The organism is Alicyclobacillus sp. CIJ1 (assembly GCF_057538885.1).
Window position 1 is genome coordinate 12,352 of sequence record NZ_BAAJPH010000122.1, and the last position, 18,884, is coordinate 31,235.

An 18,884-nucleotide genomic window follows, 5' to 3' on the forward strand; every position below is an offset into this window, starting at 1 on the left:
TATAGACTATAAGCAGAACTTATCTTCATGGGGTGTGAAGCGCGTGGATCTGCAGTTGCGAGTGTTTGTCACGGTCGTGGAGGAGAACAGCTTCACTCGAGCGGCCGAGAAGTTGCACATCAGTCAGCCAGCCATCAGTCAGCACGTCCAGACGCTCGAACAGCGCCTCGGCGTGCGCCTGATCGATCGCGGCCGCAGGCGGCTGCAGGTGAATCCCGCCGGCCGAATCGTGTACGAGCACGCCAAGGAAATTCTCGCGTTGTACCGCCGCATGGAGCGGCTCATCGCAGACATGCAGGAGATGCCGGCCGGGCCCGTGCACGTGGGGGCCAGCCTGACCTACGGGGAATACGTGCTGCCGCACGTCATCGCCAGATTCCGACAGGCATACCCCGCCGTTCAGCCGTCCGTGTCCATTGCCAACACGCAGACCATTGCCCACGCCGTGGCCGTACGCCAGCTCGACATCGGCATCGTCGAAGGCCGGGACGTAGTGGAGGACGAAGTCGTGCTTACGCCATTCGCGGAGGACGAGATGCTGGTGGTGGCAAGCCCCACATCGCCCTGGTACGCCGAAAGGCCGGATCGATCTCTGTTGGAGCGCGCCACCTGGTTCATTCGCGAGCCCGGATCCGGCACGCGGGAGATGACGGATCGCCTGTTTGCCCAGTTGGGCATTCAGCCGCGCGATCTCGTCGAATACACGAGCAGTCAGGTCATCAAGGAGTCGGTGGCTGCGGGGCTTGGCCTCGCGTGCCTCTCCCGCTGGGTGGTGGCGCGGGAACTCACCTGGGGAATGCTGCGCGCGCTTCTCATCCCGTGCGCGCCCGTGAAGCGGACATTTTCCATCGTCACGCCGAAATCGGCGTTCGAGACGAAGGCGTCGAAGCTGCTCTACCACTTTCTCCTGGAGCACGGATCGCCGGAGAACCCGAGCCTCGCTGGACGGTGAAGAGGCTCTGGTGCGTCTTGGCGCGGCGACCCGCGCGGACGCGAAGCCGGTTCTTGGGTTCGCGCACGCCTCGGGGTCTTCCCCTCATTTGTGATAGGGCTCGCCGCGCAGGATCCGAATGCCGCGATACAGTTGCTCCAGGAGAACCACACGCGCCAGCGCGTGCGGCAGGGTGATGGGACCAAAACTCCAGCGCAACGCCGCGCGCCGCTTGATCCTCGGGTGCAAGCCGCGCGATCCGCCTACGACGAACACCAGCCGCCCGTAACCGGCGGCGCACAGCCTGTCGTACCGCTCGCTCCAAGCCTCCGAGGACAGCACCTCGCCGTCGATGTCGAGCGCGATGACGCCGTCTCTTGGGCGGAGCCATCGCTCGATGCGATCCGCCTCGCGCGACAGGAGCGCCTCCACCTCTCCGGGCGACATCTCGTCGCGATCCGGCTCATCGGGCACTTCCATCATCTCCAGATCCACGTACGCCGAAAGGCGCTTCTCGTATTCGCGAAGCGCCTCCAACCAGAACTTTTCTCGAATTTTGCCCACCGCTACGACAGCCACGCGCAAATCCATCCCCTCCTTGCGGAGACGCGAAGCCGTCCGCCGGTGCCCACCATCCCTCACCGGACGAAGTCGAGGGCCGGTGCGGTGGTAAGCTTCGTCCCCATCTGGCCAATTCTCACGTTGAGCGCGAGCAACTTGTCGCCTCGATATACGCGCACCGCCGCCACGTCGCCTGGGCGCGTCTGAAACAACGCTGTCCTGAGTTCCGCCATCGTGCGGACCGTCTGCCCGTTGAACGAGACTATGACGTCCCCCGGCCTAAGCCCAGCCGCGCGCGCCTCCGGCGAGGACACGCGCTTCACCCACACCCCATAGTCCACCGGCACGTCGGGCCACATCTGCTGAGGGAGCGATGCGAGCGAGTAGCCTTCCACGCCGAGCGCCGGATGCACAGCGTGCCCCTTCTCCATCAACTGCTTCGCGACGACCTTCACCTCGTTCGACGGGATGGCGAATCCCATGCCCTCGAAATTCTGCGCCACAATTTTGCAGCTGTTGATACCGATGACCTCGCCTCGGATGTTGAGCAACGGACCCCCGCTGTTGCCCGGGTTGATGGCCGCGTCCGTTTGAATCACCGTCTGATAATCGAGCGTCTGTCCTGTGGCCTCATCCTGGACAGGCATCAGGCGGGACTTCGCGCTCACAATCCCGCTCGTGACCGTGTCGGCGAAGTCCAGGCCGAGCGGCGTGCCGATGGCGATGGCCGGTTCTCCCGCTTCAATACGGCTCGAATCCGCAAAGGTGACGGGTTCAACGCCGCGAAACACCGACGCCGGCACGCGGAGCACAGCCAGATCCGTGTACGGATCCGTCCCCACCACGTCTGCATCGTGGTGTTTGCCCGGATCCACCACGATATCCACCTTCGCGGCGCCTTCGACCACATGGTTGTTCGTCACGACGTACGCATACCGATGATCCTTGTAGAACATCACACCTGTGCCGATACCCGTGGCCTGCAACTTCGAAGTCTGAGAGAAGAAGTTCGAAACCAGTTGATAGTTCTCCACGCCGACGACGTCGGGCTCGACCCGTTTGACCGCCTGCGTAACGCCGGTGGATAGGTGGACGACGCCCCCCGGATCCGCCGCCAAGTCCGACGCCCGCACCGCATGCGGCCAAGGCAGCGGTGCCGAGACGGCCGCCGGCTCGAGCCGCGATGCCGCCAGCCCTGCGGTCACTCCCAAGCCGCTCGACGCAATCGCCACGGCCGCCATGAACCACGCGCGCTTCCGACGATATTCGCGCATTCCCCTCACACCTCATCCCCCTCGCGCGTACGAATCGACGCGATGTGCTGAGGGTAGTGTGAGCGGGACAGTTTGGCATCATACGGTTGCCCGGGAAATTTTCATCGCTGCACAAGGTGCCTGGCGGCTCGTGCGGTGAAGATGAAGTCGATCTGCCAGCTCGGGCCTCGCGTCGAGTACAATCTGTTCGACCGTCAATTCCGCGAGTTCCGGCAGATTGTTCTCCCCACTCAGGTGCGCGAGATACACATGTGCCGGTTCGTCGCTCAGAATGTCGATCAGCGCATACGCCGCGTCGACATTCGACAGATGCCCCTTGTCGCCGAGAATGCGCCGCTTGAGGTGCCACGGATAGGGGCCCGCGCGGAGCATCTCTGTATCGTGATTCGTCTCGAATACGTACACGTCGCAGCCCCGGAGCAGCTCTCGCTGTCGATCGCTGACGTACCCGAGGTCCGTGACCACGGCGAGGCTGCCTTCCGCCGTGTCGAAGCGAAACGCCACCGGCTCCTCTGCGTCGTGCGACACTGCAAACGGCGTGATACGCACCTCGCCCACCTGAAACGCTTCTCCCGCGCGAATATGTATGACGCGATCCGGCTCGTCCAGCCGAGCCTTGGCCGGCAGGCCGGCGTATGTACCCTCGGTCATGTACAGCGGAGCTTGGCATTTTTTCGCGAGTTGTACCAGGCCCTTGACGTGATCGTCGTGCTCGTGCGTAACGAGGACCGCCGTGAGGTCGCTCAACGCTCGCTCGCACTGGGCGCGCAGGCGCGTCTCGAGTTGCCTGCCGCTGAGCCCAGCGTCGAGCAGGATGCGCGTATCTCCCGACTCCAAATACAGGCTGTTTCCGTTGCTGCCGCTCGCCAGGACGCAGAAGTACACGCGCCCACCTCCTCTTGCCCACGCCCCGCCGGCGCGCCGCCGTGCGGACTCAGTATGCGTTCTGCATCTCCACCTCGCCCGTGAACGCGTTGACGAAATAGACGCCTGCCGTCGTCACAATTCGCCAGACCGGGAACCAGTAACTGTGCAGGATGGCCTGGCTGCCCGAAGCGACTTGAATTTTGCGGGCGTAGCCGAGATCGACTTTCACCACGCTGTTGACTTGGCCGGTTCCGGTCTTGTCCACGGCCTCGGCGAAGCTGTCCAAGGCGTCCAGCGCGCTGATCACCGGCTTGGGAGAGCTATTCGGCTGAACGTGGTCGATATACGTCTGAGTATAGCCGATCAACTGGCCTTTTTCCTGCACGGTGATCACGTCCGCATCAAACACGGGATACCCGTTCACGACCTCGAAGTACACGCCGTGGACCGGATCCGATGTGACGGGATCCGGCGCGTAATCCGCACCTCGGAACACGTAGGCCAGGGCCCCGCGGTTCGGCGACAACTGCTGCGGGGGTTGGTACTGGACCGCCCAGGTGCCCTGGCCGGTGACGGTGATCTGGCCTTCGCTTGTCGTGAGTGTTCCTCCTGCGATTTGAGCCTTGCCCTTTGCGCCGGGAAACGCCGCCTGCTCCAGCGACGACCAGCGCGGGTTGGCGAAATCCGCCTGGAAGGTGACAAGGCTTGGTTGCCCGGACGGGACGGACGTGGCCAGGCTGAATCCCTGGTTGGCTAAAAGTGTCTTTGTGTTCGCCAGGGCATCAGCGGGCGACTCGGCGTAGCCGCTCGCCAATTGGCGAGACTCGTACAACAGCCATCCCAGGATGACGTCGAGCAGCGCAAACAGCGCGATGAGCCACGATTTTGCGACTTCCCAGTTCACGACATTCCCCCCGCAATCAGTTGGCCCGTCGCCGCGTTCACGACCCAAACGCCGCCGCTCGCGTTCGTCACGTAGTCGACCGGCAGCAGACGGATCTGTCCGGGCTTCGTCCCTTCCATGGACGGCCAGTAGCCGGGTTCCACGTGAAACGTCGAGAGCGAGACGGTCTTTGCGCCTGTCACCTTGGCCAACGCCTTGGCTAAGGCGTCCTCGCCTAGGACGGACACCGAAGTGGCTTGCACCGGTTTCGTCAACTCCCAGAGCGGGCGATCGAACTCCATGACATGTCCGCTATCCATTTGGAAGTTGTAGTCTGCGGCATTCGAGAGAAGGGGGTATCCGTCGACATACTGCGCAAACGAGAAACTCGGACCGTTCAGGTTGACCGTCAACATCCCGACGAGGTCGAAGCCGATGAGATCCATCGGCCCTCCGCCGTGCGCATGCAGGAAGTCGATGGCGGCGATGTAGTCGTCGGTATGAGCGGGCGCGGTGCTCGCGTTCGGGTCTTCGTATTGTAGCGAGAGCGCGGCGCGATCGACCTGAACAGCGCGACTTCCGTCCGTCCAGATGGTGACGGCCTTGCTCTCCTGAATCCGGGTAAGAGCCTGCGGATTGACGAAGAACGACTGCACGAGCGGCATGATAGAGGGTTCCGTGAACGCGTACACGTAGCTCGTCATGCGCCCGTGGATGGGCACAAAGCTCTCGCCTTCAAAATCGCTCCACGCAGCATACGGCGCGGCGGCAACATCCTGCTGCGCCTGGCGCATCAAGGCGGATGCAGGAAGCAAAGCCGTCGCCTCGATGAACTCCGGCTTGCCGGCTGCATTCATCCCCTCGTACACCACTGTGCACGTCGATCCGGGCCCGGCATTCAGCGCAATGGCGCGGCAGTTGATGCCGCCGACGGACGTGGCGAGATCGCCGAGCCAACTCCTTCCGACGGCCGGATCGAGCGGAATGCCGAATTGAAAGACCACGCTTACCTGAGCTCCCGCTGGCATGGCGGCGATGGGCTGTGGGCGCTCGGCCTTGAGCCCCATCAGGAGACCGGTCCACGCTTTGTACGCGGCGCTCCCGGGCCGGGCGACGGTGTATTCCTCTCCCGCGCGCACGTCGATTTCGTAGGGCTGCACGGTGGAGGCGAGTGAGGGCGAGGTGGAATACGGGATGGTCTGGGTCTGCGTCAGCCCAATTTCGGCGCCGCCCTGGAGATTGCCCGACCAGAGCGCGTAACTCAGCACGACGCTGCCCGCGACGAGCAGCGCGAGGATCACCGTCTTCGCCGTGCGCCACCAGGCCCTCATGCGGCATCCTCCTCCGCGCGGCGCAGCGTCACGTACACGGTCGTGCCACGCTGCGGTTCGCTCTCCATTCGGATGTCGCCGCCCATGCGCTCCACCATCTCGCGCGCCAGGGCCAGTCCGAGCCCCGTGCCGCCGCCGCGGCGGCTTCGCCCCTTTTCGACCCGGTAGAACCGCTCAAACACGTGCGGTAGGTCTTCGGGCGGAATGCCAATGCCCGTGTCGGCAATGATGAAGGTCACGTGTTCCGCGGCCACATCCGCGCGCACGTCGATCCGCCCGCCCGGCGGCGTGTATTTGAGCGCGTTCGACAGGACGTTGTCGAGCACGCGGTTGACCATGTCTTCATCTCCATACACGCACACGCCGCGGCGCTGCGGCAGGTGGACGCGCAGAGACAGCTCCTGCTTCGCCGCCTGGAGCTGAAACCGCTCCACCACGCCCTCGAGCAGGCCGTGCACCGGAATGGCCCTCATCTCCACGCTCCGCGGGCCGCCCCGGTCCAGCCCCGACAACAGAAGCAGGTCCCGCGTCAGCCGCACCATCCGATCCGTCTCGCGCGCGATCACCTCGAGGAACTCGCGCTTCGTCTCTGCCTCGTCGTCGCCGAGATCGCGCATCACCTCGAGGTACGACTTCACTGTGGTGAGCGGCGTGCGCAGCTCGTGCGACACATTGCTGACGAAGTCCCGCCGCGCCTGATCCAGCTTCTCCTGCTCCGTAACATCCCGGACGACCGCGACGTAGCCATCCACTTGTCCTCGCCGCTGCACGCTCGTCAGGATGACGTGAAAGATGGTGTTGCCAATCACGCGCACCTCGCGCACCCCCGTGGCCACGTCCCCCTGCATCAACCGGTCCAATTCGAGCTGACGGATGGCCTCCTCTTCGCCGCCCGCGGCCTGGCTTAACATCTGCCTCGCCGCGCGGTTCATCATGAGCACCTGCCCGGACGAATCGAGCACGATCACGCCCTCGCCCATCGAGGTGATGACGGCGCGCAGCCGCTCCTGCTCCAACCGGTTGGCCGCGATGGCCTCCTCGAGTTCGTCCGCGAGATGGTTGATGGACGCGACGAGATCGCCAATTTCGTCGTTGCTCATGGCCTCGAGGCGCTGCGAGAAGTCTCCCCGCGCCATCACTTCCGCCTGGCGCGTCACTTCCATCACGGGGCGCGTCAGGGCGCGCGCGACGATGGCGCCGAGGATCATGACGATGGCCAGGACGGCGATGGAACCGGTGTAGAAGATGGTCGTGGCTTGGTGGATGGTCTCGTAGGTGGACTGGATAGACAGGACGTATTCGAGCACGCCGAGATACGTCCCGTGCAGCGTCACGGGGACGGCCACGGCGAGCAGGTGGCTCTTCGAGAGGGGATCGTAGCGAACGGACTGCGCAAACGTGTGGTGAAGCAGCGCCTGCGTCGCGACAGAGTCAATCCGCTTCTGCCCCACGAGCGCCCCGCCGGCGGTGGTGTACATCACGTAGCCGCTTTGGTTGAGCACGTACACGGTGCCATTCAGGAACTGGGGCACTGACTGCAACACATTCGACACGGCACTGTTCGACACGCGCGCGCCAGGCGCGAGCTCCGGCGCGATGAGCGTGGCCATCAGCTGGGCCTGCGTGCGCGCGGTCTGCGCCTGATTGCGCACGAGCGAGGACGTCAGCGCCTGGACGAAGTACGCGCCGATGAGCTCCACCGCGAACAGGATGAGCAGGGTGTAGACCATGACAAGCTTCACGCGCAGGCTTCGGAACCGCATCATTCATTCCTCACATAGTACCCGACGCCTCGGCGCGTCAGCACGTAACGCGGCTGGCTCGGATCGGGTTCCAGCTTTTCCCTCAACCGGCGGATGGTCACGTCCACCGCGCGGGTGTCGCCCACGTAATCGGTGCCCCAGACCTGGTCCACCAACTGATCGCGCGTGAAGACGCGGCCCGGATGCGCGGCGAGCACAGCGAGCACCTGAAACTCTCGGTGCGTGAGCGGAATCGGCTGTCCCGCCTTGGTGACGGTGTATTCGGCGAGATCAATCACCAGATCCTGCACCACGTACCGCTCGTTCTCCCTGTGTTCCCGCAGGACGTCCGAGGCACGCCGCAGGTTCGCCTTCACGCGCGCCACAAGCTCGCGCGTGCTGAACGGCTTCGTGACGTAGTCGTCCGCCCCAAGTTCAAGCCCGAGCACTTTGTCCACCTCGTCGTCTTTCGCCGTCAGGATGATCACAGGGACGCCCGAGGCCTGACGGATCGCCCGCAGCACATCGAAGCCATCCACCTCCGGCAACATCACGTCGAGCAGGATCAGGTCCGGCTGGAGGGCGCGCCAGCGCTCTAGGGCCTCCGCCCCGTCGTACGCGCAGGAGACGCGATATCCCTCTCGCTCCAGCGCAAAGCGGAGGATGTTTGCGATGGGCTCCTCGTCTTCGACCACCAGGATGTGCGCAGGCATGCGATTCCCTCCTTTCAGGACGATCTCGCCCAGACGATGCGCGGGTGGGAGAGGACCGTCGCGTAGAATCCCATGTTCTGCAGGAGAACGTCGTACGGATTCGACACGGTGAGAGAGTCGAGATCCGGCTCATAGGCGCCCACATCAATCACAGGCGGGCCAAACCACCAGCTCTTCACGGTGATGTACGCCGTCACGCGCGGCGGGAGGTACGCGGCCGCATAATCCGGGATGTCGTACACATAGGCGAATCGCGCCCAGAACACCAACATCAGCGCGACGGCCAATGCGGCGAGCGCCCGCGCCCAAAACCGCAGGCTGCGGATGGCCCGCCATGCCCGCACGCGCCGCATCCGCCGTCTTCGCCGCCGCTTCCGGCGCTTGCGCGCCTTTTCCATCAGAATTCGCCGTTCCCGGCGCGTCAGGCGGCGCTCACCTGTCGCCGGGTCCGTCGCCCAGTGCTGGAGATCCGTCCGCTCTTCGTTCATGGCTCCGCGTGTACACGTTCGAGATTCACGAACTTGTTGAAGTTCTTCAGGAACACGAGCTCGATTTTTCCCGTCGGCCCGTTGCGCTGCTTGGCGATGATGACCTCGACGACGTTCGGATTCTCCGTGTCAGGGTTGTAGTAGTCATCGCGGTACAGAAAGGCCACCACGTCCGCGTCCTGCTCGATGGATCCCGATTCGCGGATGTCCGACAGCATCGGGCGCTTGTCCTGGCGCTGCTCCACAGATCGGCTGAGCTGGGCCAGGGCAAGAATCGGCACCTCGAGCTCGCGCGCCAACTGCTTGAGCGAACGCGAGATGTCGGAGATCTCCTGCTGGCGGTTCTCTCCGGCCATCCGCCGCCCGTGGATGAGCTGCAGGTAGTCGATCACGACAAACCCGAGCCCATGCTCCAGCTTAAGGCGCCTGAGCTTGCTTCGCATCTCGGGCACGGTGATGCCCGGCGTATCGTCGATGTAGATGGGCGAATTGCTGAGCGTGGTCACGCCCATGGACAGCTTCGGCCAATCTTCGTCGTCGAGGGTGCCATTGCGCAGCTTGTGGCCATCGATGAACGCCTCCGCACAGAGCATGCGCTGCACAAGCTGATCCTTCGACATCTCGAGCGAGAAGATGGCGACCGGCAGTCCAGCCCGGACGGCGACGTTTTGCGCGATGTTGAGGGCAAACGCCGTCTTCCCCACCGAAGGGCGCGCCGCAACGATGATGAGATCCGACTTCTGAAAGCCGCTCGTCATCCGGTCGAGATCGCTGTAGCCGGTGGGCACGCCGGTGATGTTGCCGTCGCTCTCGTACAGCTGCTCGATCCGCTCGAACGTCGTCTGCAGCACGTCGGAGATGTGGGTGAAGTCCCGCGTCCGCTGGTGCTGGCTGAGCTCGAGCACCAGCCGCTCCGCATCCGCCAGCACCTCCATCGCAGACGCGTCCGGCTCGTACGCTGCCTCCGCGATGCGCGTGCCCGCGGCGATGATGCGCCTGAGCAACGCCTTCTCGCGCACGATCTCGGCGTAGTGCACGACGTGAAGCGCAGTGGGCATCATCGCGGCGAGATCGGCCAGGTACTCGGGCCCGCCGACCGAGTCGAGCACGTCGCCGTACGTGCGCAGGCGCGACGCGACAGTGATAATGTCGACCGGATCTCCCGCCTCGTACACCTCGCGGATCGCGCGGTAGATGGCCTGGTGGGCAGATCGATAGAAGTCGTCCGCCTCGAGAATCTCCAGCGCCTCGACGACCGCATCAGGCGAAATGAGCATGGCGCCGAGCACGGCCTGCTCCGCCTCGAGGTTGTGGGGCGGCATGCGAAGGGCTGCCTCGGCCTCCCTGTCGCGCCACAGCGTCTCCTCTGCCGCCATGGCGTCGATCACTCCGCTTCCACGTAGACCAGGATCTGCACGTGCACCTCGGGGTGGAGCTTGATGGTCACTTTGTGCCCCCCGAGCGACTTGATGGGATCCGGAAGCGCGATTTTCCGCTTGTCGACCTCAAACCCTTGCTCCTTGAGGGCATCGGCGATGTGTTTCGTCGTGATGGCGCCAAATAGGCGGCCGTCCTTTCCCACCTGCGAGCGAATGGTAACCTTCAGATTGTCGAGGCGCTCCGCGAGCGCCTTGGCGTCCGCCAGTTCCTGCGCCTTCAACCGCTCTTCCTTACGCCGCTTTTCTTCTAGGGCCTTCAGCGCCTGCGGCGTGGCCTCCTCGGCCAGCTTGCGAGGAAACAAGAAGTTTCTCGCGTATCCTTCGCTCACTTCCTTGATTTCGCCCTGTTTGCCCTGTCCTTTCACGTCTTGAAGCAGGATGACCTTCACATCGGCCACCTCCCTGTATCCTAGATCCTAACGGCTCCCCAAGTCGCGCGCAAAGCCATCCCCTGCGCGCCGATGCGCGCGAAGCGGCGCCCCTACCACCGAGCCTTCAGATACTGGACAACGTCCTGCGCAGCCTGGTGGCGATGGCTCTCCGGATCGAACGGCATCCCCTCGAGCGCGACAACGACCTCCCGATCGAGCCGATCGGGCGGAATGCCAAGCTCCTGGGCCATCACATAGGCGGTCCCGACGACCTGCGCCAGGGATTCGACGAACATCGCGTGATTTCCCGTATGGGCGTGGCGCATCACGTCCACGACCTGTTGCAGAAGATCGATCTGTTCGTGCTCGACGGCGCGAAGGCGCTTCATCAGCACGTCTTCGATGCTCTCAGCCACGGCGATTCCCCCAGACGCCCGCGATTCGGCTTCATTCCACTTCCACAGGTCAGACAGGAAGTCCTGCATGAAGAAGCTTCATGGGTTTCAGGCGCCTCCCTCCGGCAGACGGAAGGCGATGGGCGTGCGCAAAACGACAAAGGGCCGCTCGCCGGCGGCCTATGCCACCCCGAACGGCCCTTGGCGCATCTTCACTCCGTGGTGTACGGCAGGAGCGCAACCTGACGCGCCCGTTTGATGGCAACCGTCACCTGGCGCTGATGGCGCGCGCAGTTGCCCGTGATACGGCGTGGCAAGATTTTGCCCCGCTCTGTAAGAAACTTGCTGAGGCGGGCCACGTCCTTGTAGTCCGCGTAATCGATCTTGTCAACGCAGTACTGGCACACCTTACGGCGCTTGCCGCCGCGTCCCTTGCGTGGCATCGTGTTCCCTCCTTCGCGCGCTGTCGCCGCCGGCCATCTACTTCGCGTGCAGATCCAGCGCGATGGTCAAAACGGAAGATCGTCTTCAGAGATATCGATCAACTGACTGTCATCCGCGAACGGATCGTCTTCAAACGGAGGCGCCGACGAAGGCGTCGGCCGTTGCTGCCGAGTTTGTGCGCCGGCCGCACTGTAACCCGATCCCTGAGCCTGATCCGGACCCCGGTCCAGAAACCTTACCGTTTCGGCAACCACTTCGGCTACGCGGACGCGCTGCCCGTCGCGATTATCGTAGCTCCGGATCTGCAGCCTGCCGTCGACCGCCGCGAGTCTCCCCTTCTGGAGATATTGCGCCACGATCTCGGCCTGCTTCTGCCACACCACGACGTTGATGAAATCGGTCTGGCGCTCACCGTTCGGGCCGGAGCGCATGCGGTCCACGGCAAGCGTGAACGACGCGACGGCCGTCCCGTTGTTGGTGTATCGTAACTCCGGATCCGCCGTCAGGCGGCCGATCAGAATGACTCGGTTCAGCATGCTCGTCCCCTCCGCGTTCACTCACCGACGCGGACCGTCAAATAACGAATCACGTTGTCGTCGATGCGCATGAGGCGCTCGAGCTCTTTCGGCGTTTCCGTGTCGCACGTGAACTTCATGAGCACATAGTAGCCCTCACGGTGGCCGTCGATCTCGTACGCCAAACGGCGCTTCCCAATCTCCTGAAGTTCGTCGATTTGACCGCCCTTGTCAGTGACAATGGACTGGTATCGCTGAATCACCTCTGCGGTCTGCTCAGCTTCCAGCGAGGGATTCACGATGTACATCGTCTCGTACTGGCGCATCCCGTGACACCTCCTTCTGGTCTAATGGCCCCCAGTGGGAGCAAGGATGGCGCGCCACATAAAACGTGTGCACCGTCGATCCATGCTAGCACGATCCGCCCGCTCACACAAGATCCAGATCTGTGGGTCGCGCAGCGGTGGACGTTGCGACTCAGACATTGAACCGGAAGTAGCACACGTCGCCGTCTTGAACGACGTAATCCTTCCCTTCCAACCGGATTTTCCCTTGTTCTCGGGCTGCTTGAAAGCTTCCGGCCGCAACGAGATCGTCATAGGCGACCACTTCGGCCCGGATGAAGCCGCGCTCGAAATCGGAGTGAATGACGCCGGCGGCTTGCGGAGCTTTCGTTCCTTGGCGTATGGTCCAGGCCCGGACCTCAGGTTCACCTGCCGTGAAGAACGTGATGAGCCCGAGGAGTTGGTACGCCTTGCGAATCAAACGATGAAGCCCTGGTTCTTCGAGGCCGAGATCGCGCAGGAAGGCGTCGCGGTCCTCCCCCTCGAGCTCCGCAACCTCTGACTCGAGCTGTGCGCACACCACGACCACTTCCGATCCCTCGGACTTGGCCCTCTCCTCGACCTGATGAACGTAGGGATTCGCAGACGGATCCAGGAGGTCATCTTCCCCAACGTTCGCGACGTACAGCACCGGCTTTGCAGTCAACAGGTGAAGGTCTCGCAGGATGATTGCCTCTTCCTCGTTCAACTCGACGGATCTCGCCGGCCGCTCCGATTCGAGCGCAGCTTGAATCCGCTCAAGCGCCTCCACCTCGACTTTGAAGCGCTTCTCGCCGCTTTTCATGTTCTTCCGAGCGCGGTCCAGTCGCTTCGCCACCGTCTCCAAGTCCGCCAGGATCAGTTCCACGTTGATGATGTCGATGTCTCGAAGCGGATCCACCGTGCCGGCGACGTGCGTGATATCGCTGTTTTCAAAGCATCGCACGACGTGCACGATGGCGTCTACCTCGCGGATGTGCGCGAGAAATCGATTGCCCAGACCCTCGCCCTGACTTGCGCCCTTCACGAGTCCCGCGATATCGACGAACTCAAAGGCCGTCGGAACAATCCGTTTTGGATGGACGATGTCTGCGAGCACCTGGAGCCGAGGATCTGGCACCTCGACCACGCCCACATTGGGGTCAATCGTGCAAAAGGGATAATTCGCCGCCTCCGCACCCGCCTTCGTGATGGCGTTGAAGAGTGTTGACTTGCCGACGTTCGGGAGGCCGACGATCCCAGCCTGAAGTGACATGTTGACACCTCGCCGCCTTGTTTGCAGGATTAAGTATAGAGATTCAGCCGAAGCTCGACAAAGCTGTCGGGGAGAATTCTTGTCCATGTTGTACGCATGGGCGCATAGAATGTAGATGCAGAACGTTCCGGGACATCTGTCCGGATAAACTTTCTCCCCGTTGGAATACTCATCATCAGAGGAGGTGATAGCGATGCTGCGTCGGCTCTTGCGCCGCCTTCGCGTTCGCAAATTGTCGCCCAAGGCGCTGGCCTGCGAGCCAAAGCGCGCCTCCATCCCGACTGCCCGCGCGTATCCCATGGCTTCATGATCGGGCGTGCCATGTGCCTCGTCATCCGAAACCATGACACACCCGCGCATTCATATCAGACCTGATGTGCGAGAGCTTCCTTCCCGGACGCTCTCGCGTTTTCATCGGGAGCGAAAGCGACCTTCTCCACGTCGCACAGGCAGTCATACAATGCCGCTTGAATGCCGAAGTCGGCCAAGCCATCCGACGTGAAGTCGTTCAAGGTCACGCCCTGGCCGTGCCAGCCAATCTCCATCCGCACCACGCGCGGGTGACCCTCGGTCTGAACGCGGGCTCGCGCAATTACGCTCGCCTTCTTGTTTCGCACCCTTACCCAGTCTCCATCCTGGATTCCTCGCTCAGCGGCGACTTCCCAACCTAGTTCCGCGATGGGATACGGTCCCTTCGCCTCCGGAAGTGTGTCGCGCTGCGACATCTGCCACTTCCGCGGGTGCACAGTCAGCAGCGTGTACGGCAAGTCGGCGTCCTGCGGAAACCGCCCAACATCGATGCGCGCGACGGCCGAATGGCCATCTTTCACCGCCAGGGACGAGGCAAACTCAAACTTGCCGCTCGGCGTGAGGAATCGCCCGTCCTGCCAAGGTACACTCGGAACTCCGAGCCGGACAAAACCGCGCTCACGGAGTTCCTGCAGCTTGCCCTCCGGCCAACGCCTGAGCGCTTGGCGAATCCACGTCTCCACGTCACCCTCCATGATCTCTGGTCGCCCGAGAGCGACGGCGAGATCGCGAAAGATTTGCCATTCGGGCCTGGCCTCTCCGCGCGGCGGTACCACCGGCCGAGCGTAGCTGACACAGTCGTGCCACATGGTGGTGTACACGACGTCCTCTTCCTCGAGCACGTTGGTGCACGGCAGTACGTAATCCGCGCATTCCGCCGTGGCCGTCATGAACGTGTCGATCACGACCTTGCAGCGAACCCGGCCCAAGGCCTCACGCAGACGGCCACTGTCCGGGACCTGCGCAACTGGGTTGCTGCGCGTGACAAACATGACCTGGATGGGCGGATCGGCCGCAAGCAAATCCGCGGCCAGCGTGGGACGGAGGAGCTCGCGGACATTCGCCCCGCGGCGATTCGTGATGGCCTCCTCGTCATAAAACCGGCCCAGTTGCCGCTGCGCGTAGTTCACACCGCCCCCCGGAACGCCGACCTGGCCCGTGGCTGCGGCGAGCGCGTCAATGGCGCGTATGGTCTGTCCCCCCTGTGCGTATCGCTGCATGCCAATGCCGAGCAGCGTGCAGACAGGCCTCGTCTTCCCGTACAGCTCCGCCAGAAAACGAATGTCCTCGATAGGCACGTCCGTCCATCGCGCCACTTCGTCGAGATCGTACCGGTCTAGATCCGAAGCCAGGTCATCCCATCCAACGGCGCGATCGCGCAAGAACGCGTGATCAAGAAAGCCCTCGTCGCGGCAGATGCGAAGCGCCGCTAAGGCCAACAGGCCATCCGTGCCCGGGCGAGGATAGATGGCCTTGTCAGCGCGCCGCGCCAAATCCTGCGGCAGCGCGCTGATGACCACGAGCTTGGCGCCCCGCGCCTGCGCCTCGCGAATGAACGGGATCATGTGTACGTTCGTGTTGGCCACGTTGCGGCCCCACACCACGATGGCCTGCGCATGTTGGGCCATGTCTTCGGGCGCATGGCTATTGGCCTGCCCGAAATCGTACGTCTGAGCCCGGATGCCGGCATCCCAGCACAGGCTGCCAATGGCTTCCGAACAACCTCCGAGCCCGTAGAAGAAGCGCTGGTTCAAGGACTTGAGCAGCCCGCCAGATCCCCAATCGTAGTAATGCAAAATCCCGTGATGCCCCACCTCTTCGAGCGTCCGCCGAACCTCTTGGGCAATCTCGCGCATCGCCTGCTCCCACGAGATAGGGGTCCATTCATCCCCTTCTCGCTTCAGCGGTTGAAGCACGCGATCGCGGCTGTTCCGCCGAACCGCGAGCTGCCGCCCGCGGTTGCAGATGGTGCCGCGCGTAATGGGATGCTCGGGGTTCCCGCTCAAGCGAATCTCCCCGTCTTCCCCGACCTCGGCCACGAACGCACAGGCATCGTAACAGTCAATCGGACACGCCGTCTTGACCTTCATCGACCGTTCCTCCCCTCTCCAAAACCGCACGAATCAGCCGTTCAAAGCGCGATCGCGGAATCAGGACACTGTGGCCGCAGCGCTGGCACTTGATGCGGATATCCATCCCCATGCGGATGATTTCCCAGCGGTTTTCGCCACACGCGTGTGGTTTTTTCATCCGGACGATGTCGCCAAGCCCAAATGAGACCGGCACGCTATAGCCTCCCCATCATCACTCAACGGCGAGCTCGCCGCCTGTTGTTCCTTGTGCGTCCTCATTCTCGTGGAGCGCACGGTCCAATTCCTCCTTGATGCGCTCGTGCGCCTCGCGCTCAATCTCGCCGTTTTTGGTGGGAGCGCACACCGCGGTGGCCCGGATGACGAGATTCGTATTGGAGACATCCTGCACGCCGAGGACTTCAACCGGCCCCGTCACGACGTCGGGGCGTTCCTCTTGGAGCCCGAGGAGCACGCGTTGCATGACGGATTTCACGAGATCGACGTCCACATCGTACGGAACGGTGACGTCGATCACGGCCGTCGAATGCGTGCGCGAGTAGTTGGTCACGCTGGTGATCTGACCGTTGGGAATGACCTGAACCTCGCCGGTCCACGCCTGGATCCTGGTGAGACGGATGCCGATGGAAATCACCGTACCCTTGAACCCGTTGATCTGCACGATGTCTCCGACGCCATACTGGTCTTCGAACAGGATAAAAAGACCCGAAATCAGGTCTTTCACCAAGCTCTGCGCTCCAAATCCGACGGCTACGCCGACAATGCCCGCGCTCGCAAGGATGGCGGACACGTTGACGTGGAAGAGCGACAGAATTTCGACCACCAACACAAAGTATACCGTGTACCGGATGACGTTCGTGAACAGCGATTCTAGCGTCTTTCGTCGGCGCTCGTCCATCCTGGCGTGAAGAGATAACATGCGCCGCGTGATGCGAACACCGACGCGTATCAGGAATTGCGCCAGGGCGAAGAAGATGGCGATCCGGATGGCGTCCCAAATCACCACCTCGAGACTCGGGATGTCGGAAAGCGCCTTTTGTCGAAGGTCAGCCCAAAGTGTCACCGCTCACCCTCCCGGCCCGTCTCATGATGTCCCATCATATCATAGTTCGAAACACGGGTAGGACCTGAACACCGCGAAGCATGAGGTCAAGAAGAGGATCCGATTCGAGCGGCTGAGGACGGCCAAAGAGGTTGAGAAAGATGGCGAGCGCGGGCGCAGCTTGGAGCATGGCCCACATCCCTGCCGACACGCCGAACGCGATACTCATCAGCCGAGAGAACCAACTCATCTCGGGCGGTTGCTCTTCGTCGAGCATCACTTGCAGGAATCGATGGACACCCACAAACGCGCACCACACCGCTGTCCCGAGGAAGAGAGCCATGATCCAGTCCAGCGCGTGGAGGGCCATCCATTCAGGCTGCGCAGCCGGGAGCGCGCGGTGAAGCGAGCCCGGCCCAAACACAGGGACCTCTGCCCTCACGTGTTGCGTCATCCACGCCAGAACCGGTTCGGTGATGGAGAGATGGAGTACGACCCAAGGCGCCACCTGCGCGGCGACATACGTGCCGGCGTAGAAACCTGCCGTGTACAGCAGGGCGACTTCCGCCGGTTGCACCCCGATCCAAAAGGCGATCCACGAAGCCCCCGCCAATAGGACGAGATCGACCATACGCTCCCCCCGCGCTTCTACTTCGCGACCTGTCAGGACAGGTATAGTCGATGATACGCAAACGTATACTGGGAATATTCCGTGTGAGGGGGAAATCGGGTGAATCGCTTGTCCACAGACGGTTCTTTGCAGAGCGCTCAGCACTTCGGCGGGCGCGTTTCGATGGAAAGCCCGGATGCGGTGTCCACCCTTGAGCACCAGCTCGATGCGGCGTTCGCACAATACGGTAGACTGCCCATGGTCATCGTTTGTGTGGGGACGGATCGTTCAACGGGAGACGCATTCGGCCCCATCGTCGGATCCCGGTTGACGCGCAGCGTCAAGCTGGCGGGTGTGCATGTCCTGGGCACGCTAGATGAGCCCGTTCACGCCGTCAACCTGCAGGCGACGCTGCAGAGAATCGACGACTGGTATCCGGTCAAGCCGTTCGTGATCGCCGTTGACGCATGTCTGGGAAAGTTTGATCACGTCGGTCAGATTGCCGTCGACGTTGGGCCGTTGCGCCCTGGTGCTGGCGTCAAGAAGGTTCTGCCGGAGTTTGGCGATTTGTGCATCACGGGCGTCGTGAACGTCTCGGGCTTTATGGAGTACTTTGTCCTGCAGAATACGCGACTCGCCATCGTGATGCGAATGGCCGATATCGTAGCGGAAGCCCTGACTGCGAGCCTGATACGTTGGTATGAGCGACATCCCACCATGAAATTGGGGATGTGATGGAATCGTCCGTCCTCACATCCCCTAGGGCCTTTCAGGAAATCTGAGCTGTGGTTCGCTGTCGAGGCGCCCCGTGAAGGGCTTCCTCGATCACCGCGCGCTCCTCCTCCGTCAGCATATACGGGGAATCCCCGCCCTGCACCGGCTTCCCATACGTGACGGAATCCTCTCTTCCATAAATCGAGGTAATCACAACGCCGTCGCCCTTTCCGTCGATGAGCGCGACCGAGTAGCTCAGGTCGCTACCCACCTCAGCGAAGGCGTTGTAGCGCAGGATGGCGGGCGTCGAGACTTTGGACTGAAGCGCTTCTTCCATCTCACGGAGATGCTCTTCAGCTTCGCGCAGTTTCATTTCGAGTTTGCGAACTGCGTCTTTGGTTTCTTCGAACACCCGCTCGAGATCCGCTGCGCTCGTGACCTCTTTCAACCGGTTGAATTTCCGCTTCAAGCGCGCGGAGCGCGACAAAGCGACAGACGCGATGACGAGACAGATGATCGCCAGAATGCCGCTGAACAGCGCGATGTCCAGCGCGTAAGGCTGAAGAATAGAAAGCCCCATGGCCATT

General features: G+C 62.6%; 22 protein-coding genes. 2 read left to right on the plus strand and 20 right to left on the minus strand.

The window, feature by feature from the left end; all coding sequences use genetic code 11:
- Positions 1-43 precede the first annotated feature (43 nt).
- A complete protein-coding gene (locus tag AC27E8_RS10845; protein ID WP_487097628.1) occupies positions 44-952 on the plus strand; it encodes a LysR family transcriptional regulator in 909 nt (302 codons plus the stop codon).
- Between the two features lie 84 nt (positions 953-1,036).
- On the opposite strand, the gene rlmH is transcribed toward AC27E8_RS10845, so the two are convergent.
- The 19 genes from rlmH to AC27E8_RS10940 all read right to left on the minus strand — a co-directional run bounded on the left by rlmH (position 1,037) and on the right by AC27E8_RS10940 (position 17,604).
- Positions 1,037-1,522, minus strand: coding sequence for a 23S rRNA (pseudouridine(1915)-N(3))-methyltransferase RlmH (rlmH, locus tag AC27E8_RS10850; protein WP_014465953.1), 486 nt, complete (start codon positions 1,520-1,522; stop codon positions 1,037-1,039).
- 47 nt (positions 1,523-1,569) lie between these two features.
- On the minus strand, positions 1,570-2,766 hold the full coding sequence (locus AC27E8_RS10855) for a S1C family serine protease (protein ID WP_487097679.1): 1,197 nt from the start codon (positions 2,764-2,766) through the stop codon (positions 1,570-1,572).
- A 78-nt stretch (positions 2,767-2,844) separates the two neighbouring features.
- A complete protein-coding gene (locus AC27E8_RS10860) occupies positions 2,845-3,651 on the minus strand; it encodes an MBL fold metallo-hydrolase (protein WP_014465955.1) in 807 nt (268 codons plus the stop codon).
- A 49-nt stretch (positions 3,652-3,700) separates the two neighbouring features.
- Positions 3,701-4,537: a two-component system regulatory protein YycI gene (locus AC27E8_RS10865; protein ID WP_014465956.1), complete on the minus strand. Its 837-nt coding sequence runs from the start codon at positions 4,535-4,537 to the stop codon at positions 3,701-3,703.
- Complete coding sequence (locus AC27E8_RS10870; RefSeq protein ID WP_487097631.1) at positions 4,534-5,847, minus strand: YycH family regulatory protein; 1,314 nt, start codon at positions 5,845-5,847, stop codon at positions 4,534-4,536. The genes AC27E8_RS10865 and AC27E8_RS10870 overlap by 4 nt, the downstream gene beginning before the upstream one ends.
- Positions 5,844-7,610: an ATP-binding protein gene (locus AC27E8_RS10875; RefSeq protein ID WP_014465958.1), complete on the minus strand. Its 1,767-nt coding sequence runs from the start codon at positions 7,608-7,610 to the stop codon at positions 5,844-5,846. The genes AC27E8_RS10870 and AC27E8_RS10875 overlap by 4 nt, the downstream gene beginning before the upstream one ends.
- The gene (locus tag AC27E8_RS10880; RefSeq protein ID WP_487097633.1) at positions 7,610-8,302 is read right to left on the minus strand and encodes a response regulator; all 693 of its coding nucleotides are present in this window, start codon (positions 8,300-8,302) and stop codon (positions 7,610-7,612) included. The genes AC27E8_RS10875 and AC27E8_RS10880 overlap by 1 nt, the downstream gene beginning before the upstream one ends.
- 14 nt (positions 8,303-8,316) lie before the next feature.
- Positions 8,317-8,790 carry a hypothetical protein gene (locus tag AC27E8_RS10885; RefSeq protein ID WP_487097635.1) on the minus strand — a complete coding sequence of 158 codons (474 nt, stop codon included), beginning with the start codon at positions 8,788-8,790 and terminating at the stop codon, positions 8,317-8,319.
- Complete coding sequence (gene dnaB / locus AC27E8_RS10890) at positions 8,787-10,166, minus strand: replicative DNA helicase (RefSeq protein ID WP_487097681.1); 1,380 nt, start codon at positions 10,164-10,166, stop codon at positions 8,787-8,789. Before dnaB ends, AC27E8_RS10885 begins: the two co-directional genes overlap by 4 nt.
- Before the next feature lie 8 nt (positions 10,167-10,174).
- Positions 10,175-10,618, minus strand: a complete 444-nt coding sequence (rplI, locus tag AC27E8_RS10895) for a 50S ribosomal protein L9 (RefSeq protein ID WP_041695565.1) — start codon at positions 10,616-10,618, stop codon at positions 10,175-10,177.
- 92 nt (positions 10,619-10,710) lie between these two features.
- On the minus strand, positions 10,711-11,016 hold the full coding sequence (locus tag AC27E8_RS10900; protein WP_487097637.1) for a MazG-like family protein: 306 nt from the start codon (positions 11,014-11,016) through the stop codon (positions 10,711-10,713).
- A gap of 191 nt (positions 11,017-11,207) precedes the next feature.
- Positions 11,208-11,438 (minus strand): 30S ribosomal protein S18, encoded by a 231-nt coding sequence (gene rpsR, locus AC27E8_RS10905; protein ID WP_012812131.1) that lies wholly within the window; start codon positions 11,436-11,438, stop codon positions 11,208-11,210.
- Between the two features lie 66 nt (positions 11,439-11,504).
- Complete coding sequence (locus AC27E8_RS10910) at positions 11,505-11,975, minus strand: single-stranded DNA-binding protein (RefSeq protein ID WP_012812132.1); 471 nt, start codon at positions 11,973-11,975, stop codon at positions 11,505-11,507.
- 17 nt (positions 11,976-11,992) lie between these two features.
- Positions 11,993-12,280, minus strand: coding sequence for a 30S ribosomal protein S6 (gene rpsF, locus AC27E8_RS10915; protein WP_012812133.1), 288 nt, complete (start codon positions 12,278-12,280; stop codon positions 11,993-11,995).
- 151 nt (positions 12,281-12,431) lie between these two features.
- The gene (ychF, locus tag AC27E8_RS10920) at positions 12,432-13,532 is read right to left on the minus strand and encodes a redox-regulated ATPase YchF (RefSeq protein WP_487097639.1); all 1,101 of its coding nucleotides are present in this window, start codon (positions 13,530-13,532) and stop codon (positions 12,432-12,434) included.
- A gap of 365 nt (positions 13,533-13,897) precedes the next feature.
- Positions 13,898-15,931 carry a molybdopterin-containing oxidoreductase family protein gene (locus AC27E8_RS10925; protein WP_487097641.1) on the minus strand — a complete coding sequence of 678 codons (2,034 nt, stop codon included), beginning with the start codon at positions 15,929-15,931 and terminating at the stop codon, positions 13,898-13,900.
- Entirely contained in the window at positions 15,903-16,127 is a 225-nt protein-coding gene (locus AC27E8_RS10930) for a DUF951 domain-containing protein (protein WP_012812136.1), read from the minus strand. The genes AC27E8_RS10925 and AC27E8_RS10930 overlap by 29 nt, the downstream gene beginning before the upstream one ends.
- An 18-nt stretch (positions 16,128-16,145) precedes the next feature.
- A complete protein-coding gene (locus AC27E8_RS10935; protein ID WP_487097642.1) occupies positions 16,146-16,994 on the minus strand; it encodes a mechanosensitive ion channel family protein in 849 nt (282 codons plus the stop codon).
- Between the two features lie 34 nt (positions 16,995-17,028).
- Positions 17,029-17,604, minus strand: a complete 576-nt coding sequence (locus AC27E8_RS10940; protein ID WP_487097644.1) for a hypothetical protein — start codon at positions 17,602-17,604, stop codon at positions 17,029-17,031.
- Between the two features lie 99 nt (positions 17,605-17,703).
- Between AC27E8_RS10940 and yyaC the strand changes: the two genes are divergently transcribed.
- Positions 17,704-18,318, plus strand: coding sequence for a spore protease YyaC (gene yyaC, locus AC27E8_RS10945; RefSeq protein ID WP_487097646.1), 615 nt, complete (start codon positions 17,704-17,706; stop codon positions 18,316-18,318).
- 34 nt (positions 18,319-18,352) lie between these two features.
- Here the strand turns inward: yyaC and AC27E8_RS10950 are convergent, their stop codons facing one another.
- Complete coding sequence (locus AC27E8_RS10950; protein ID WP_487097648.1) at positions 18,353-18,877, minus strand: DUF4446 family protein; 525 nt, start codon at positions 18,875-18,877, stop codon at positions 18,353-18,355.
- Between the last annotated feature and the right edge of the window lie 7 nt (positions 18,878-18,884).

Excerpts from the sequence above, each read along its gene's own strand:
- rpsR (WP_012812131.1), bottom strand. The coding sequence starts at position 11,438 with ATGCCACGCAAGGGACGCGGCGGCAAGCGCCGTAAGGTGTGCCAGTAC.
- ychF (WP_487097639.1), bottom strand. The coding sequence starts at position 13,532 with ATGTCACTTCAGGCTGGGATCGTCGGCCTCCCGAACGTCGGCAAGTCA.
- rpsF (WP_012812133.1), bottom strand. The coding sequence starts at position 12,280 with ATGCGCCAGTACGAGACGATGTACATCGTGAATCCCTCGCTGGAAGCT.
- AC27E8_RS10885 (WP_487097635.1), bottom strand. The coding sequence starts at position 8,790 with ATGAACGAAGAGCGGACGGATCTCCAGCACTGGGCGACGGACCCGGCG.
- dnaB (WP_487097681.1), bottom strand. The coding sequence starts at position 10,166 with ATGGCGGCAGAGGAGACGCTGTGGCGCGACAGGGAGGCCGAGGCAGCC.
- AC27E8_RS10855 (WP_487097679.1), bottom strand. The coding sequence starts at position 2,766 with ATGCGCGAATATCGTCGGAAGCGCGCGTGGTTCATGGCGGCCGTGGCG.
- AC27E8_RS10910 (WP_012812132.1), bottom strand. The coding sequence starts at position 11,975 with ATGCTGAACCGAGTCATTCTGATCGGCCGCCTGACGGCGGATCCGGAG.
- AC27E8_RS10950 (WP_487097648.1), bottom strand. The coding sequence starts at position 18,877 with ATGGGGCTTTCTATTCTTCAGCCTTACGCGCTGGACATCGCGCTGTTC.
- AC27E8_RS10940 (WP_487097644.1), bottom strand. The coding sequence starts at position 17,604 with ATGGTCGATCTCGTCCTATTGGCGGGGGCTTCGTGGATCGCCTTTTGG.
- AC27E8_RS10870 (WP_487097631.1), bottom strand. The coding sequence starts at position 5,847 with ATGAGGGCCTGGTGGCGCACGGCGAAGACGGTGATCCTCGCGCTGCTC.
- AC27E8_RS10880 (WP_487097633.1), bottom strand. The coding sequence starts at position 8,302 with ATGCCTGCGCACATCCTGGTGGTCGAAGACGAGGAGCCCATCGCAAAC.
- AC27E8_RS10925 (WP_487097641.1), bottom strand. The coding sequence starts at position 15,931 with ATGAAGGTCAAGACGGCGTGTCCGATTGACTGTTACGATGCCTGTGCG.
- rlmH (WP_014465953.1), bottom strand. The coding sequence starts at position 1,522 with ATGGATTTGCGCGTGGCTGTCGTAGCGGTGGGCAAAATTCGAGAAAAG.
- AC27E8_RS10875 (WP_014465958.1), bottom strand. The coding sequence starts at position 7,610 with ATGCGGTTCCGAAGCCTGCGCGTGAAGCTTGTCATGGTCTACACCCTG.